13 protein-coding genes and 1 tRNA gene are annotated in these 17026 nt (G+C 67.8%); 7 read left to right on the top strand and 7 right to left on the bottom strand.

The annotated features are described in order from the left end of the window. Nucleotides 1–67: 67 nt before the first annotated feature. Together AC5P7A_RS15865 and AC5P7A_RS15870 are read right to left on the bottom strand one after the other, a co-directional pair. Nucleotides 68–607, bottom strand: coding sequence for a pseudouridine synthase (locus tag AC5P7A_RS15865; protein WP_014648817.1), 540 nt, complete (start codon nt 605–607; stop codon nt 68–70). Between the two features lie 171 nt (nt 608–778). Further along, nucleotides 779–1636, bottom strand: coding sequence for a class I SAM-dependent methyltransferase (locus tag AC5P7A_RS15870; protein ID WP_046433148.1), 858 nt, complete (start codon nt 1634–1636; stop codon nt 779–781). A gap of 169 nt (nt 1637–1805) precedes the next feature. On the opposite strand from AC5P7A_RS15870, the gene AC5P7A_RS15875 reads away from it, so the two are divergent. The 4 genes from AC5P7A_RS15875 to AC5P7A_RS15890 all read left to right on the top strand — a co-directional run bounded on the left by AC5P7A_RS15875 (nt 1806) and on the right by AC5P7A_RS15890 (nt 6242). Then, nucleotides 1806–2762 (top strand): aldo/keto reductase, encoded by a 957-nt coding sequence (locus AC5P7A_RS15875; protein WP_046433152.1) that lies wholly within the window; start codon nt 1806–1808, stop codon nt 2760–2762. A 649-nt stretch (nt 2763–3411) separates the two neighbouring features. Next, nucleotides 3412–3484 (top strand) — tRNA-Gln (locus tag AC5P7A_RS15880). A gap of 356 nt (nt 3485–3840) precedes the next feature. Continuing rightward, the gene (locus AC5P7A_RS15885) at nt 3841–4965 is read left to right on the top strand and encodes a slipin family protein (protein WP_014648820.1); all 1125 of its coding nucleotides are present in this window, start codon (nt 3841–3843) and stop codon (nt 4963–4965) included. Nucleotides 4966–5021: 56 nt separating this feature from the next. Then, nucleotides 5022–6242: an RtcB family protein gene (locus tag AC5P7A_RS15890; protein ID WP_495220323.1), complete on the top strand. Its 1221-nt coding sequence runs from the start codon at nt 5022–5024 to the stop codon at nt 6240–6242. A 95-nt stretch (nt 6243–6337) separates the two neighbouring features. On the opposite strand, the gene AC5P7A_RS15895 is transcribed toward AC5P7A_RS15890, so the two are convergent. Then, nucleotides 6338–7243 (bottom strand): NAD(P)/FAD-dependent oxidoreductase, encoded by a 906-nt coding sequence (locus AC5P7A_RS15895; RefSeq protein WP_046433157.1) that lies wholly within the window; start codon nt 7241–7243, stop codon nt 6338–6340. Beyond that, entirely contained in the window at nt 7233–7688 is a 456-nt protein-coding gene (locus tag AC5P7A_RS15900) for an Rrf2 family transcriptional regulator (RefSeq protein ID WP_014648823.1), read from the bottom strand. The genes AC5P7A_RS15895 and AC5P7A_RS15900 overlap by 11 nt, the downstream gene beginning before the upstream one ends. A 183-nt stretch (nt 7689–7871) precedes the next feature. Here AC5P7A_RS15900 and AC5P7A_RS15905 point away from each other — a divergent pair, with 183 nt between their 5' ends. Beyond that, entirely contained in the window at nt 7872–9992 is a 2121-nt protein-coding gene (locus tag AC5P7A_RS15905) for a methyl-accepting chemotaxis protein (protein ID WP_495220324.1), read from the top strand. 245 nt (nt 9993–10237) lie between these two features. Further along, entirely contained in the window at nt 10238–11047 is an 810-nt protein-coding gene (gene dkgB / locus AC5P7A_RS15910; protein WP_495220325.1) for a 2,5-didehydrogluconate reductase DkgB, read from the top strand. A gap of 129 nt (nt 11048–11176) precedes the next feature. Here the strand turns inward: dkgB and AC5P7A_RS15915 are convergent, their stop codons facing one another. Continuing rightward, entirely contained in the window at nt 11177–11884 is a 708-nt protein-coding gene (locus AC5P7A_RS15915) for an alpha/beta fold hydrolase (protein ID WP_495220326.1), read from the bottom strand. Nucleotides 11885–12023: 139 nt separating this feature from the next. Between AC5P7A_RS15915 and AC5P7A_RS15920 the strand changes: the two genes are divergently transcribed. Then, nucleotides 12024–12404, top strand: a complete 381-nt coding sequence (locus tag AC5P7A_RS15920) for a YbjQ family protein (RefSeq protein WP_014648827.1) — start codon at nt 12024–12026, stop codon at nt 12402–12404. A 73-nt stretch (nt 12405–12477) separates the two neighbouring features. On the opposite strand, the gene AC5P7A_RS15925 is transcribed toward AC5P7A_RS15920, so the two are convergent. Then, nucleotides 12478–15198 carry a bifunctional acetate--CoA ligase family protein/GNAT family N-acetyltransferase gene (locus AC5P7A_RS15925; RefSeq protein ID WP_495220327.1) on the bottom strand — a complete coding sequence of 907 codons (2721 nt, stop codon included), beginning with the start codon at nt 15196–15198 and terminating at the stop codon, nt 12478–12480. Between the two features lie 150 nt (nt 15199–15348). Continuing rightward, nucleotides 15349–16719, bottom strand: a complete 1371-nt coding sequence (gene mgtE, locus AC5P7A_RS15930; protein WP_014648829.1) for a magnesium transporter — start codon at nt 16717–16719, stop codon at nt 15349–15351. Between the last annotated feature and the right edge of the window lie 307 nt (nt 16720–17026).

Genomic DNA, 17026 nt, shown 5'->3' on the forward strand with positions numbered 1-17026 from the left:
AGGAAGGGCTCTGACCCTACCAGCTACGAGAGGGCCGGATGCCGCGAGGTATCCGGCCCTTTCTGTTTCAACCGATCTGCCGCCACTGCCCCGGCTGCAGGTCGTCCAGCCGGTAGGGCCCCATCGCCACCCGCACCAGCCGCAGCGTTGGCAGGTTCACTGCCGCGGTCATCCGCCGCACCTGGCGGTTGCGGCCCTCGCGGATCGTGATCGCCAGCCAGGCATCGGGCACGGTCTTGCGGAAGCGCACCGGCGGATCGCGTGTCCACAGCGACGGCGCCGGATCGAGGCGCTCGATCTTCGCCGGCAAGGTCGGCCCGTCATTCAGCTCCACCCCATCGCGCAACCGTTGCAGCTGCTCATCGCTGGGCGTGCCTTCCACCTGCACCCAGTAGGTCTTGTCGGCCTTGTGCTTCGGGTCGGTCAACGTGTGCGCCAGCGTGCCGTTATCCGTCAGCAGCAGCAGGCCTTCGCTGTCATGGTCCAGGCGACCGGCGGCATACACGCGCGGCGGCAGGCCGAACCCGGCCAGCGTCGGCCGCGGCGGTACGCTGCGGTCGGTGAACTGGCAGAGCACGTTGAAGGGCTTGTTGAAGGCGATCAGCATTGCGGGCACGGCAGTCGGCGGATGGCGCATTGTCCCATGCCGCGCCACGCGCCACTCGGCTGTAGAGCCGAGCCCATGCTCGGCTCATCGCGCACAGCACGGCGGAACGCAACAGCAGCCGAGCATGGGCTCGGCTCTACAGAGTCAGCATGCGCCAGCCCGGCACCCCTCTTACGGCTTGATGAAGCGCAGGGTCATGCGGTCGCTTTCGCCGATCGCCTGGTACTTCGCATCATCGGCCTTGTCGTGCTGGTTGGTCGGCGGCAGCGTCCACACGCCGTTCGGGTGGTCCTTGGTGTCGCGCGGGTTGGCGTTGACCTCACTGCGCGCGTCCAGCTTGAAGCCGGCGGCCTCGGCCATCGCGATCACCTGCTGCTGGCCGACATAGCCGGTGTCATCGTCGTCGGCCACGTCGGCCTTGGCGCGGTGCTCGACCACGCCCAGCACGCCGCCCGGCTTGAGCACGTTGAAGAAGCCCTGGAACATGCCCTGCGCCTGGCCGGCCTTGCGCCAGTTGTGCACGTTGCGGAAGGTCAGCACCACATCGGCTGAACCGGCCGGGCCGAACACCGGCTTGGCCGGATCGTAGGCCACCACGGCAGTCTTGCCGAACTGTGCCGGTGCAGCGGCGTACTTCCTTTCCAGGCTGTCGCGGCTGCGCTGCTGGTAGTCACGGCCGCGGCCTTCGGGCACCGCCATCGGATCGACCACCGCAGCAACGTAGTGGCCCTTGTCGTGCAGCAGCGGCGCCAGGATCTCCGAGTACCAGCCGTTGCCGGGGGTGATCTCGATGACGGTCTTTTCCGGCGTCACCTTGAAGAACGACAGCGTCTGCGCCGGGTGGCGGAAACCGTCGCGCTTGACGTTGTTGGCATCGCGGGTGGGCGCCTTCACCGCCGCGTCGATGGCCGGCGACACCTGGATCTTCGCCGGCGCGACCGTGGCCGGTGCGGCAAACGCGGGAACAGCGGCAAGCAGGGCCGAAGCAAGCAGCAGGCGGCAACCACGCAGGGACGAAGCAGGCATCATCGGAGCGACTCCAGCGGAAGATGCGGCGAGACTAGCAGCCGCGGCGCCCCAGGTGTTCACAAAACGTTAGCCGCGTGCGTATCGCGGAACACTGTTTTGTGGTCGCCGCCGCAGCACGGTCACACTACGCGTTCTATTCTGGAGCACTTCCCCCAAGGAGTCCGTGCCCATGACGGCAACCCGCGAACTGGGCCGTTCCGGCCTGCATGTACGTCCGCTCGCCTTCGGTGGCAACGTGTTCGGCTGGAGCGCCGATGAGAAGGCCAGCTTCGCCCTGCTCGATGCCTTCGTCGACGCCGGCTTCAACCTGGTCGACACCGCCGATGTGTATTCGGCCTGGGTGCCGGGCAACACCGGCGGCGAATCGGAAACGCTGATCGGCAAATGGTTCGCGCGCAGCGGCAAGCGCGACAAGGTGGTGCTGGCGACCAAGGTGGCCAAATGGGCCGAACGCCCCGGCCTGACCCCGGACAACATCAATGCGGCGGTCGAGGACTCGCTGCGCCGCCTGCAGACCGACGTGATCGATCTGTACCAGGCCCACGAGGATGATGAGTCGACGCCACTGGAAGCGACCCTGGCCGCGTTCGGCCGCCTGATCGAAGCCGGCAAGGTGCGCGCCATCGGTGCCTCCAACTACAGCGCCACGCGCCTGGCCGATGCGCTGAAGGTGTCCACCGACTACAAGCTGCCGCGTTACGAAACCCTGCAGCCGGAGTACAACCTGTACGACCGTGCCGGCTACGAGAAGGAGCTGGAACCGCTGGTGCAGCGCGAACAGATCGGCGTGATCGGCTACTACGCCCTGGCCAGTGGCTTCCTCAGCGGCAAGTACCGCACACCGGCCGATGCGGCCAAGAGCCCGGCACGTGGCGAAACGGTGGTGAAGCGCTATCTGAACCCGCGCGGCCTGCGCATCCTGCAGGCGCTGGATGACGTGGCCAGCAAGCACAGTGCCAGCGCCGCACAGATCGCACTGGCATGGCAGATCGCGCGGCCGTCGATCACCGCGCCGATCGTCAGCGCCACCAGCGTCGAACAGCTGCACGATCTGCTGGCAGCGGCCAACGTGTCGCTGAGCGTGCAGGATGTCGCGCAGCTGGACGCCGCCAGCGCCGAAGCGTGAGGCCCGGTAGTGCCGGCCGCCGGCCGGCATTGCCCACGTGCCGAAGAAAACAATTGAACAAAATGGTTGCACGCGACTAAATCGTGGTTTATCGTGCGCACCTCGTTTCAACAACCACTGGAAACTTCCCTTGAACGCGCATTCCGTCGCCATCGCCAAACTGCTGCCATGCCTGCGCATGGACGGGCTGGCGCGCGCGTTCGGCAAGGAAGACCAGCTGACAACGGCCTGATACCCGCCCTGCGGAGATCGGCCACCCCGATCTCCGAGGCCTGACGACGCCCTCGGAACGCAAGTCCCGGGGGCGTTTTCGTTTGCGTCGGCACAAGGACCCGCGATGCCAGAACTGCACCCCGCGCGGCAACCCGCCGCTCACTGACCCAGGTTTCTCCCGCCCCGCCGAAGGATTTACTTCGCGCGATCGGCTGCGCCAGGACATTATCTGCATCGCATCAAAACATTATCGCTCGTCGATAATGTCGGTGGCCTGCACCCTCGATTCTCCAACGGTCCCGTTTCCATCACGGGCTGGTGCGCGCGGCGTTGCCGTGGCGTATGCCGGAGGTCGCGGACATGCCATCGCCTGGATCGCCTGCTGGAGGCAGGCGCCGGTTCGCCGGTACGCGGTTCGATTCCGCGCGGTCCCCAACTGGATAGCTCAGCAGGGTAGAGCAACGGATCCTGATTCCGTCTGTCGTGGGTTCGACTCCCACTCCAAACCACATGACCTGTCACGTCATGACTTGAAGCAACACCCGGGGCGCAAGCCCCAGCGGCCATCGTCGCCGTCCACCGCCATCGCCTTCGGGCGGGGCGTGGAAGGCAACGGACCGCACGCCGGGCCCCGGCCCGCCGCCACTGCCAGCCACGTTCCGCCCCGGTGCTGCCTACCGGGAACGGCGATGGCAGCACTGCCGGCGCACCGAAGGCTCCGCGCGCGGACCGTCCGCCGATGGCCGCCCTCTTCCGCTGCCTGCACGTGGTGTGCAGGCGGCCGCGCCACGACCTGATCGACCCGGGTCATGGCGATTCATCCGCAACGGGTCGAACCACCAGAGCCATACAAGGAGAGACTCCCATGTTCTGGACCATCAAGGTCGTGATCGGCGACGGCGAGCGCGGCCTGGTGTATCGCAACCGTCGTTTCCAGCAGATGCTGCTGCCGGGCGTGCACCGCCTGTCGCCGTTCGGCGGCCGCCCGCACGTGGACATCCACACCGCATCGAAGGGCGCGGCCTATACCGGCAGCGACCAGGACAGCCTGATCGAGGCACTGGGCGCGACGCTGGACACGCACTTCGTGCTGGCCAATGTCAGCGCCACCGAAGTCGGCCTGTTGCTGCGCAACGGCCGCATCGATGAAGTGCTGCCGCCGGGCAGCCGCCGTCTGTACTGGCGGGGTTCGGTCGACACCCAGGTACGCGTGATGGCGCTGGGTGACGAGCCGCGCATCCCGGCGGACGTGCAGCAACGCCTGGGCCAGCTGGGCGTGCTGCCGCGTGTGGCGGTGATCAGCACCGTGCCAAGCGAGTCGGTCGGCCTGCTGTTCATCGATGGCACGCTGCGGCAGACACTGGACGCCGGCCTGCACGCGTTCTGGAACTTCAACGGCAACGTGTCGGTGGAGCGCGTGGAACTGCGTGCACGTTCGCTGGACGTGTCCGGCCAGGAGCTGCTCAGCCGCGACAAGGTGACCCTGCGGGTGAACCTGGCCGCGACCGTGCAGGTGATCGACCCGGTGCGTGCACACCGCACGCTCAGCAATGCCGATGAGTTCGTCTACCGGCAGCTGCAGTTCGGCCTGCGCCAGGCGATAGCCGCGCGCAGCCTGGACGAGCTGCTGGGCGACAAGGCGGCGCTGGACGGCGAGATCGCCGCCCATGTGCAGGCCGCGATCGAGGGCCACGGCGTGCGGCTGCTCGGCGTGGGCATCAAGGACGTGATCCTGCCGGGCGAGATGAAGGAGATCCTCAATGGCGTGGTGCTGGCCGAGAAGCAGGCCCAGGCCAGCGTGATCCGTCGCCGCGAGGAGGCCAACGCCACGCGTTCGCAGCTCAACACCGCAAAGCTGATCGAGGACAACCCGGTGCTGATGCGCTTGAAGGAGCTGGAGGCACTGGAGAAGGTCACCGAGAAGATCGACACGCTCACCGTGTTCGGCGGCCTGGATGGCGTGCTGAAGCAGCTGGTGACGATCAGGTAGGGGGTAGCGGCGGCGCAGGGACGCGCCGCCGGCCCATCAAGGACATACACGAAGACATGGACACTCAACACAACTATCAATGGCTGCACGCCGAGGGCACCACGCCGATCAAGGGCTGGGTCAACGGTGTGCCGCTGGAAGCGCAGGCGCATGAGCAGCTGCGCAACATCGCCGCGATCCCGTTCGTCGGGCCGTGGGTGGCCGTGATGCCGGACGTGCACCTGGGCAAGGGCGCGACCGTCGGCTCGGTGATCCCGACCCGCGGTGCGATCATCCCGGCCGCGGTCGGCGTCGACATCGGCTGCGGCATGGCGGCGGTACGCACCACGCTGCGCGCCAACGACCTGCCCGACGACCTGCGGCAGCTGCGCAACAGCATCGAGCGCAGCATTCCGGTCGGCAACGGACGCGGCGGCGAGCATCACCGCATGCCCGACAGCATCCACACGCGGCTCGTGCAGTCCGGGCTGGCCGCCGGCCTGGAGAAGATCAAGGACAGGCACCGCAGAATCCGCACCGACAAGCTCGACCGCCAGCTGGGTACGCTGGGTGGTGGCAACCACTTCATCGAACTGTGCCTGGACGAGACGGACACGGTGTGGGTGATGCTGCACAGCGGATCGCGCGGCACCGGCAACCTGATCGGCACCTACTTCATCGAGAAGGCGCGCGAGGAACTGGCCCGGCGCGTGCTCGGCTTCCACCTGCCGGACAAGGACCTGGCGTTCTTCATGGAAGGCGAGCCGCTGTTCGATGACTACGTCGAAGCCGTGTCGTGGGCGCAGGACTACGCCCGGCAGAACCGCGAGGCGATGATGTCGCGCGTGCTGGCCGAGATGCGCCACCGCTTGCCGAAGTTCCAGCTGGCAGCGATGGCGGTGAACTGCCACCACAACTACGTGCAGAAGGAGACGCACCACGGCCAGGAACTGCTGGTGACCCGGAAGGGGGCGGTGAGTGCGCGCGAAGGCGAGCTGGGCATCATTCCCGGCAGCATGGGCACGCGCAGCTACATCGTGCGCGGCAAGGGCAACGCCGACAGCTTCCACAGCTGCAGCCACGGTGCCGGCCGGGTGATGAGCCGTGGCACGGCGCGCCAGCAGATCACGCTGGCCCAGCACCGCGAGGCCACCGCGCACGTGGAATGCCGCAAGGACAGCGGCGTGCTGGACGAGTCACCGGCCGCGTACAAGTCGATCGACGATGTGATGGCCGCACAGCTGGACCTGGTCGAGGTGGGGCACACCCTGCGCCAGGTGCTGTGCGTGAAGGGGTAACGGAGCGGTGCCGGCCAAGTCCGGCCTCTACCAGAGCAGCACGTCGCGTCGGGGGTCAGATCGCTTTCTGCGAAAGGGATCTGACCCCGGCACATTCAGCGCGGCACGCTGTCTTCGGCCACCAGCGCATGATGCACGCCGATGCCCGCGCGCACGCCTTCGGCCATGGCCAGGGTGATGTTGCCGACCGTCGTCGCATCGCCTGCGGCGTACACGTTGGGCACCGAGGTCTGCTTCATCATGTCGACCTCGATCAGCACCCCCAGCGGGCTCTCGACCAAGGTGCAGCCAAGCTGCTGCACCAATGGCGTGGCCATCGCCTGGGTGGCCGGTACGAACAGCGCACGCTGGGCGATGCGGCGGCCATCGGCCAGCTCCACTTCCAGCCAGGTCGGCTGGTCGCCCTGCACGCCCAGCACCGGCGACGTCTCGATCTGCACGCCGCGCTGCTGCATGGCAGCCCGTTCCTCATCGGTGATCGGCAGGCCCTGGCTGAAGAAGGTGACATTGCCCCAGTCGGCAAACAGCGGCGCCTTGCCGGCGGACATCGGATGGCCGCCAAGCAGGCCGATGGCGCCGCCACCCACTTCGTAACCATGGCAGTAGGGGCAGTGCAGCACGGTGCTGCCCCAGCGCTCGGCCAGCCCGGGCAGTTCCGGCAGCTGGTCGGCGATACCGCTGGCCAGCAGCAGCTTGCGCGCGGCCAGCACCTGGCCATCGGCGGTACGTACTTCCACGCCCTCTGCGCTGGCGTTGGCCTGCACAGCCTCGGCATGCACCCAGCGCACGCTGGGGTAATCCAGCAGCTGCTGGCGCGCGGTCTTCAGCAGCTCGGCGCCGCTGATGCCATCCAGCCCTGGCACCCCGTGCGAATGGCTGGCGAAGCGGTTGCGCGGCGAGCCGGCGTCGATGACGGTGACCGGCCGCCGGGCGCGGGCCAGGATCAGGCCGGCGGCAATGCCGGCGTAGCTGCCGCCGACGATGAGCACATCAGGATTCATGAGGACCTTCCAGGGAACGGTGATGGGCGAGATGGCGGGCGAAGTCGGCGCCGAGCTGGTCCAGCGTGGTCGCCCGCAGGCGCGCCTCCAGCAACCGCTGTGCCTCGCGTGCCCCCTCCAGCAGCGCGCTGTTGACCAGCTGCTGGATCGGGCAGCCGCCGCCGGCGTCGCGGGCGCCGACCTGCACCAGCGGTGGTGCGCCCACGGCCAGGTAGATGTCATGCAGGGTGATCGTTGCAGCGTCGCGGGCCAGCTGGCTGCCACCGCCATGACCGCGGGTGCTGCGTACCAAGCTGGCCTTGTGCAGCTGCGCCAGCAGACGGCGGATCACCACCGGATGGGTCGGCAGGCAGGACGCCAGCTGCCCGGAGGTGCGCGGGCCATCCTGGCCGACCAGATGCGCCATCACGTGCAGGGCGTCAGAGAGCGGGTTCGCGGATTTCATGTAACTACATTAGTTACATTTATATCCCCTGTCCAGGGTCCGCATTTGTTCCATATGGACACATTTGTCCTATGAAACACTTCCTTCACATCACTAAACGAAACGCTAATGTGATGTTCGTCGCACTTCAGCGGAAGCGTAGCGGGTCGATACCGCATTGCCCCTTCCCGAGAGTGCTTCCCGATGAATGCGTCTGTCCGTGCTCCGCGCCTGCAGTCCAAGCTGCTCGGCGCGGTTTCTGTTGGCTTGGCCGTGGTCCTGCTGTGCGCGCTGGCAGGCCTGGCCTCCGCCTGGTTGAAGTTGTCCACCGAGGTCCCGCCCGAAGTCGCGCACAGCCGCGATGCCGAACGCCTGCAGCGTGAGTTCCGTGGCCAGGTGCAGGAATGGAAGAACGTGCTGCTGCGCGGGCACGACGATGCGCTGCGCCAACGCCACCTGGATGGCTTCGACAGCGAAGGCCGCCTGGTCGGGCAACTGGCCAAGGGTCTGGCCACCAGCCCGGACCCGCGCACGCGTGAGCTGGCGCAGGCGTTCGTTGGCCTGCACGCGCAGCTGCAGCAGGACTATCACGCGGCGCTGCAGGCATTTGCCGCGGCCGGCTACGATCCCGCGGCCGGCGACAACCTGGTGCGCGGCAAGGATCGCCCGGTGGCGATGGCTCTGGATGCGCTGAGCACGCACGCCACGCAGGTGGCTGAAGCGGCGGTGGCGTCCCGTTCGCAGCAGGCCCGGCAGACCCTGCTGCTGTGCGCGGCGCTGACCGTGCTGGCCGCCGTGCTGCTGCTGATCGGTCTGGCCTGGTGGCTGCGGCGTGCGGTGGTGCAGCCGGTGCTGGCAGTGGAAGCAGCGGCGCGCGCGGTGGCCGCCGGTGACCTGCAGCACGCAGTACAGGTGCGCAGCCGCGACGAGATCGGTCGCCTCGCGCAGGCCATGCAGGCGGTGCAATCCACGCTGCGCAGCGTGCTGGATGCACAGGCCGCGATGGCGCAGGCGCACGAAGCCGGCACCATCAGCCATCGCATGGACGCCGCTGCCTTCCCCGGCGCGTTCGGCACCATGGTGGCCGACTGCAACGCACTGGTCGATGCGCATATCCGGGTGAAGATGCGCGCGATCTCGATCATGGGCCGCTACGCGGTCGGCGACCTCAGCCAGGACATGGAACGCCTGCCCGGCGAGAAGGCGGTGATCACCGAAGCGCTGGACATGGCCAAGCACAACCTCGGCCTGATCAATGGCGAGATCCGCCGCCTGGCCGAAGCTGCCGGCGCGGGAGACTTCAGCCAGCGTGGCGACAGCGCGCGCTTCGAGCATGACTTCCGCGCGATGGTCGATGGCCTGAACCGCCTGATGCAGACCACCGAACTGAACCTCGGCGAAGTCTCGACGATGCTGCGCGCCATCGCCGATGGCCGTCTCGGCGCGCGCATGCACGGTGATTTCCAGGGGGTGTTCGCCCGTATCGCCGGCGATGCCAATACCACCGCCACGCAGCTGGCGACCATCGTCACCGACATCAAGTACGCCTCCGGCAACATCCACACCGCCGCCGCGGAGATCGCCGCCGGCAACAATGACCTGTCGCGCCGCACCGAGCAGCAGGCGGCCAACCTGGAGGAGACCGCGGCATCGATGGAGGAGCTGACCTCCACCGTGCGCCAGAACGCCGAACATGCGCGCCAGGCCAACCAGCTGGCGATCGGCGCCCATACGGTCGCCTCGCACGGTGGCAGCGTGGTCGGCCAGGTGGTGGCGACGATGGGCGCGATCGAGACCTCGTCGCGGCAGATCGCCGAGATCATCAGCGTCATCGATGGCATCGCCTTCCAGACCAACATCCTGGCGCTGAATGCTGCGGTGGAAGCGGCACGCGCCGGCGAACAGGGCCGCGGCTTCGCGGTGGTCGCCAGCGAAGTGCGTACGCTGGCGCAGCGCTCGGCGGCAGCCGCGAAGGAGATCAAGTCACTGATCGAAGCCTCGGTGGAACAGGTTGGCCATGGCGCACAGCGCGTGCGCGAGGCAGGCGACACCATGGGCGAGATCGTTGCATCGGTGCAGCGCGTGACCGACATCATGGCCGAGATCTCCGCGGCCTCGCAGGAGCAGAGCGCGGGCATCGAACAGGTCAGCCAGACCGTGATCCAGATGGACGGCACGACCCAGCAGAACGCCGCGCTGGTGGAAGAAGCCAGCGCCGCCGCGCGCAGCCTGGAGCAGCAGGCCAACCGCCTGATCGATGCGGTGGATGTGTTCGACCTGTCGACCACGGCGGCGGCGAAGGGCGGGCTGGCACGCGCGGCTTGATTGATCCGGTTGCCGGCCAGCGGCCGGCACTACCGTGGAGCGCAGACAGGGGGAATGCCGGCCGCTGGCCGGCAGCGTCCAACGCTGCACGGGTGGCGGCATGATCAGTGCGGACCAACGGTCCGCACCCACCACCACCTGCCGCCGTACACGTCGATGCAATGCACCGTTGCCGGCATGCACACGGCCGCTGGCCTACCCTTTCGTGGATATTCCCGCCTCCCTCCCCCTCTGCTGGAGCCCCCATGACTGTCCCCGCCTTCGGTCTCGGCACCTTCCGCCTGAAAGACCAGACCGTGATCGACTCCGTGCGCAACGCGCTGGCGGTCGGCTACCGCGCCATCGATACCGCGCAGATCTACGGCAACGAAGCCGAGGTCGGCCAGGCCATCGCCGATTCCGGCGTGCCGCGCGATGAGATCTACCTGACCACCAAGGTCTGGATCACCGCGTTCAAGCGCGATGCGCTGCTGGCCAGCCTGCGCACCAGCCTGGAAAAGCTGCGAACCGAGTACGTCGACCTGGCGCTGATCCACTGGCCATCGCCGAACGACAAGGTCGACGTGCCGATGGAGGAGTACCTGGCCGCACTGGCTGAAGCCAAGGCGCAGGGCCTGACCCGCGAGATCGGCATCTCCAACTTCACCATCGCGCAGACCCGCAAGGCGATCGGCATCCTCGGCGCCGGTGCCATTGCCACCAACCAGATCGAAATCCACCCCTACCTGCAGAATCGCCTGCTGGTGAAGTTCCTGCAGGACAACGGCATCCACATCACCGCCTACATGAGCCTGGCCTACGGCGAGGTGATCAAGGACCCGGTGATCCAGGCCATTGCCGGACGCCACCAGGCCACGCCGGCGCAGGTCGCGCTGGCCTGGGCGCTGCAGCAGGGTTTCTCGGTCATTCCGTCCTCGACCAAGCGCGAGAACCTGGCGAGCAACCTGGAAGCGGCAGCGATCCGCCTGACCGACGAAGACATGGCACAGATCGCCAAGCTCGACCGCGGCCATCGCCTGGCCAACCCGGAAGGCATCGCCCCGGCCTGGGATTGAGGCAGTGGTGTTGTAGAGCCGAGCATGGCTCGGCTCTACAGGTAGGTGCCGACCTTGGTCGGCACTGAGCCCTGATCGATCGTTGGAACACCGTGCCGACCAAGGTCGGCACCTACGAGAGGGCGGGGATCATCCCCTGCCCTGCAGCAACCACCCACGCATCGCCGCACTGACCTCGTCCGGTTTCTCCATCGGTGCCAGGTGCCCGCAGTCGGGCACCACCACCAGCTGCGAGTGCGGCACCATCGCGTGCATTTCCTCGCTCCCCGCCAGCGGCGTGATGCGATCGTTCGCGCCGCACACGATCAGCAGCGGATCGCGGTAGCCGGCCAGCACATCATGGCCATCGCGGCGTTCCAGCGCGCTCTGGCGCAGGAACACGTCCGCGCCCAGGCGGGCGGTCATGTCGCGCACGCGCTGCACCAGCACGTAGTCATCCAGCCGCGACGCATCGATGTAGCTGCGCATCAGCACATCGCCGAAGCCGTGGAACTTCCCCGGCAGGCGCACGCTGGCACGTTGGCTGCGGCGCTGCTCGGCACGTTCCGGTGAATCGGCGTGGATCGAGGTATCGATCAGCGCCAGCTGCAGCACGCGCTCCGGCGCAATGCGCAGGATCTGCTGGGCGACGAAGCCGCCCAATGAGAAACCGGCCAGCGCAAAGCGCTCCGGTGCCTGTGCGAGCACGTCCTCGGCCACCGCCTGCAGGGTCTCGCCACGGGTCTGGTCGCCCACGGTGCAGTCGGCGATGTCGGCCAGGTCGGCCAGCTGCGCGCGCCACAGCTCGGCATCGTTGAGCAGGCCGGGCAGCAGCAGCAGGGGAATACGGTCGGTCATGGGGGTATTGTCGCGCCAGCACGGTGACGGAACCATGCCGCAACAGGCGGTTGCGTTGTAGAGTCGCGCCATGCTCGACTGCTGCACAGCCCGTCGAGCATGGCTCGACTCTACAGAAGGCGGCGATACGGACGCGACCATGGCAGACCCCTACAACAGCGGCACCCCCACCCCACCCGCGCTCCGCTTCGATGATGCGCTGGTCACCACCGCCTTCGAGCTGCCTGGGCACCGCGTCGTGCGCAACCTCGGTGTGGTGCGCGGCATCACCGTGCGCTCGCGCTCGATCGTCGGCAACTTCCTCGGCGGTATCCAGACGCTCTTCGGTGGCAACATCACCATCTATACCGAACTGTGCGAACAGGCCCGCGAGGAAACCTACCGCGACATGGTCAAGCATGCGCGGCAGCTGGGTGCCAACGCGATTATCGGCATGCGCTACGACGCCACCGATGTGATGACCGGGCTGACCGAAGTGCTGTGCTATGGCACGGCGGTGGTGGTGGAACCCATGCGTTGAAGCTGTAGAGCCGAGCCCATGCCCGGCTCAGGCGTGCCCGTGTGATGCAAGGCAGCCGAGCGTGGGCTCGGCTCTACAATGGCACGTCGGGCACCTCGACCTGCTGCACCGGCAGGGTCACCATCATCACCGTCGGGTCGTCCGGGTCCAGCTTCGTCTTGAAGCCCAGGCTCTGGCACATCGCCAGCATGGTGCTGTTCTCGCGCAGCACCTGGCCTTCGACCACGTCCAGGCCCAGCCACTTGGCGTACTCGATCATGATCGCCATCAGCCGCCAGCCGATGCCGTGGCCCTTCAGGTCCGAGCGGATCAGGATGCCGTACTCGCCACGGTGGTAATCGGCATCGGCGTGCAGGCGCACCGCGCCCAGCATCTCGCCGCTGCGCGGTTCGATCGCCACCAGCGCAATCGAGCGCGCGTAGTCGAGCTGGGTCAGGCGCGCGATGAACTCGTGGCTGAAGTGCTTCACCGACTGGAAGAAGCGCAGGCGCAGGTCCTCGTCGCTGACGCGGGCGAAGAACGCACGGAACAGCGCGTCGTCCTCCGGCCGCACCGGGCGCACGAAGGCACGGCCGCCATCGGACAGTTCGATGGTGCGCTCCCACTCCTTCGGGTACGGGAACACCGAGAAACGTGGATGGCCGCGGCCCTTGTGCAGGATGCGCGACGGCGCCACCGCCACGCGGGCGTCGAGGGCGAGGATGCCCTTGCCGTCGACCAGCAACGGGTTGATGTCCAGCGTACGCACTTCGGGAATGTCGGCGGCCAGTTGTGCCAGCTTCACCAGCGCCAGCGCCAGTGCGCGCTCGTCAGCCGCCGGCACGTCACCGTAGGCCTTGAGGATGCGCGAGGCGCGGGTCTGGCCAATCAGCTCGTGGGCCAGGCGCAGGTCCAGCGGCGGCAGCGCCAGCGCCTTGTCGTTGATCACTTCGACGGCAGTGCCGCCGCGACCGACCACGATCACCGGGCCGAACGTCGCGTCATCGGCGATGCCGACAATCAACTCGCGCGCCTTCGGACGCACGATGGTCGGCTGCACCAGCAGGCCATCGACACGCGCATCCGGCCGCAGCTGGCGTGCGCGCGACAGGATCGCGTTGGCCGCGCTCTGCACCGCCGGCAGCGTGGACAGGTTCAGGCGCACACCATCCACTTCCGACTTGTGCGGAATATCCGGCGAGAGAATCTTCAGCGCGACCGTGGCACCGCGTTCCAGCAGCGGCTGCGCCAGGTCCATCGCCTCGTGCGCATCACGCGCATGCATCACCGGCGCGGAGGGAATGCCGTAGGCCTTGAGCAGTTCATGCGTAGCCAGCGGGTCCAGCCACTGCTGGCCGTTGGCCAGCGCGGCATCGACCAGTGCGCGCGCGGCGGCCGTGTCGACGCTGAAGTCCTGCGGCAGGCTGGGCGGCGTTTCCATCAACGCGTTCTGCGCTTCGCGGTAGCGCACCAGATGCTGGAAGCCACGTACGGCTTCGGCCTCGGTCGGATAGGTCGGCACCCGCGCCGCGTTGAGCGTGGCGGTGGCCTGGTCGTCGTTGCCCAGCCACACCGCGAACACCGGCTTGTCGCGGTGGTGGCGCGGGCGCAGGCCGAGCGTGCGGGTGAGTGCCTGCGCGGCGTCCGCCGATGAGGTGAACGCGGTCGGCACGTTGACCACCATCACCGCGTCATTCTCGTTGTCGGCCAGCAGCGCTTCGATGGCCGCGGCATAGCGGTCACCATCGGCGTCGACCACGATGTCGACCGGATTGCTGCGCGACCAGCCCTGTGGCAATACCGCATCGAGCTTCTGCACCGTGCTGTCGGACAGGGTGGCCAGCGTGCCACGCAGCGCGATCAGCTGGTCCACGGCAAGGCGGCCGACGCCGCCACCATTGCTGAGAATGGCCAGGCGGCGGCCAGGGAAGGTGCCCAGCCGCCCCAGTGATTCGGCGGCGGTGAACAGCTCGTCCAGCGCACCGACGCGCAGCAGCCCGGCGCGGTTGAAGGCCGCACCGTACACATCATCGGCGCGGGCCAGGGCCTGCACATGGGTATCGCGGCTGCCCGGCTGCACGCGCTCGGCGCGGCCGGACTTCACCACCACCACCGGCTTGGCGCGGGCGGCGGCACGCGCGGCCGACATGAACTTGCGCGCGTCCTTGATCTGCTCGACGTAGAGCAGGATGGCGCGGGTACGGTAGTCGGTGGCGAAGTAGTCGAGCAGGTCGCCGAAGTCGACGTCCATCGTATCGCCCAGCGAGACCACGGCGGAGAACCCGACCGAGCGCGCCACGCCCCATTCCACCAGCGCGGCGGCAATGGCCGAGGATTCGGAGATCAACGCGAGGTCGCCGGCCTGCGGAAAATGTGCGGCGATGCTGGCATTGAGCCGCGCGTGCGGCGCGATCACGCCCAGGCAATGCGGCCCGAGGATGCGCAGGCCATGCTTGCGCGCCACCGCCTCTACCTGTGCAGACAACGAACCGGGGCCTTCGCCCAGGTGCGCGGTGAGGATGATCGCCGCCTGCACGCCACGTTCGGCGGCAGTGCGCACCACCTGCGGCACGATCGCCGCTGGTGCGGTGATCACCACCAGGTCGGGCACCCAGTCCAGGTCCTTCAGCCGCTTGACCGTGCGGATGCCATCGATCTCGGCACGCCGCGGATTGATCCACGCCACCTTGCCGGGGAAGCCGGTGCCACGCAGGTTGCGCATCACCGCGCGCCCGGCCGAACGCTCGCGCGGGCTGCCGCCGATCACCGCGACCGACTGCGGACGGAACACGGACTGCAGGTGGTAGGTACTCATGCGCCTACGGTACCCAAATTCCGTGGCGATGGGGTCGGAGGCGGGGTCGGACCCCTTTTCGCAGGAAAGGGCTCTGATCCCCTGCTGCGGATATCCGGGGTCAGAGCCCTTCGCTGCGCGAAGGGATCCGACCCCGGCGTGCACGTTTTGTTACAGCAGCGTGCCGTGCAGGATCATCGCGGCGATGCTGAAGTAGATCACCAGGCCGGTCACATCCACCAGGGTGGCCACGAACGGGGCCGAGGCGCTGGCCGGGTCGAAGCCGAGCCGCTTCAGGATGAAGGGCAGCATCGAGCCGGACAGCGAACCGAAGGTGACGATGCCCACCAGCGCGGCGCCGATGGTGATCGCCAGCAGGATCCAGTGCTCGCCGTAGTCGTGCAGGCCGCCCAGCTGCCAGATCACGATGCGCACGATGGCCAGGCAGCCGAGGATGGCGCCCAGCACCATGCCGGTCGGCACTTCGCGCAGGGCCACCTTCCACCAGTCGCGCAGGCGCAGTTCGCGCAGTGCCAGGCTGCGGATCAGCAGCGAGGTGGCCTGCGAGCCGGAATTGCCGCCCGAACTCATGATCAATGGGATGAACAGGGTCAGCACCACCGCGCGCGCCAGTTCGTCCTCGTAGTGCTGCATCGCGCTGGCCGTCAGCATCTCGCCCAGGAACAGCACGCTCAGCCAGCCGGCGCGCTTGCGCAGCATCTCGAAGAAGCCGATCTGCATGTACGGCTTGTCCAGCGCTTCCATGCCGCCGAACTTGTGCGCGTCCTCGGTGGATTCCTCGATCAGCGCATCGAGCACGTCGTCCACGGTGACGATGCCGAGCATCTGCTGCTGCGCGTCGACCACCGGAATCGCCAGCAGGTCGTGGCGGCGGATCAGCCGTGCCACCTCTTCCTGGTCCATCAGCGCATCCACTGTTACCGGCGGATTGACCTGGGCCACGTCCAGGATCGATTCCTCGGGCAGGCCGGTGATCAGCCGGCGCATGGTCACCACCTGCTGCAGCTGCTGGCTGGCCGGCTCCAGCACGTAGATCGCGTACACCGTCTCGCGGGTGCGCTCGACCTGGCGGATGTGCTGCAGGGTCTGCGCCACGGTCCAGCTGGCGGGCACCGCCACGTACTCGGTGGTCATCAGTGCGCCGGCGGTGTTCGGCGGGTAGCTGAGCAGCTTCTGGATGACCTGGCGGGCGTCGGTGCCCAGCAGCGGGATCAACCGCGCGCGCTCTTCCTCATCCAGCTCGTGGACGATGTCGGTCGCGCGGTCGTCGGCCATCAGGCCCAGCAGCGCCGCAGCCCGCGCGGGTGGCAGCGCGGCCACCAGCTCACCGCTGCGGTGCAGCTCCGGCGCTTCGAGCATCTTCACTGCACGCGGCAACGGCAGCGCAGCCAGCGTTTCCGCGGCGCGGGTCAGGTCCAGCGTGTTGAGGAATTCCACCGCGTCGGCGGTGTTGTAGTTCGCCAGCGGTGCGGCCAGTGCGGCGGCATCGGCCACCGGGCGCAGCAATTGCTTCTGGTTCATCGGTTTTGCCTTGTGGGGATGCGACCTCGCGCAACGCCAACGCAGGCAAACCGTCCCGGTGTCAGGCGGTGGCCATCGCTGGCGTCGAACGAGGTCGACTTCTACTGTCGCTGGACATGGGTTGGGGACTCCGGGATGCGTATGCCAACGGACGCGCCGCCAGCGGCGGGCAGTCTGGACCCGTGGGCCATGCAGGTCAACCTGGGCGCCCCGCGCTGGGTGGCCGCCCGGCCGGTTGTTCTCGTGCATACACAGGCCGGCGCGCATAATGTCGTGGTGGCGCTCGCCACGCCCTCCCCCATCCGAA

This window comes from Stenotrophomonas sp. YJH_SMC_65 (genome assembly GCF_059369475.1).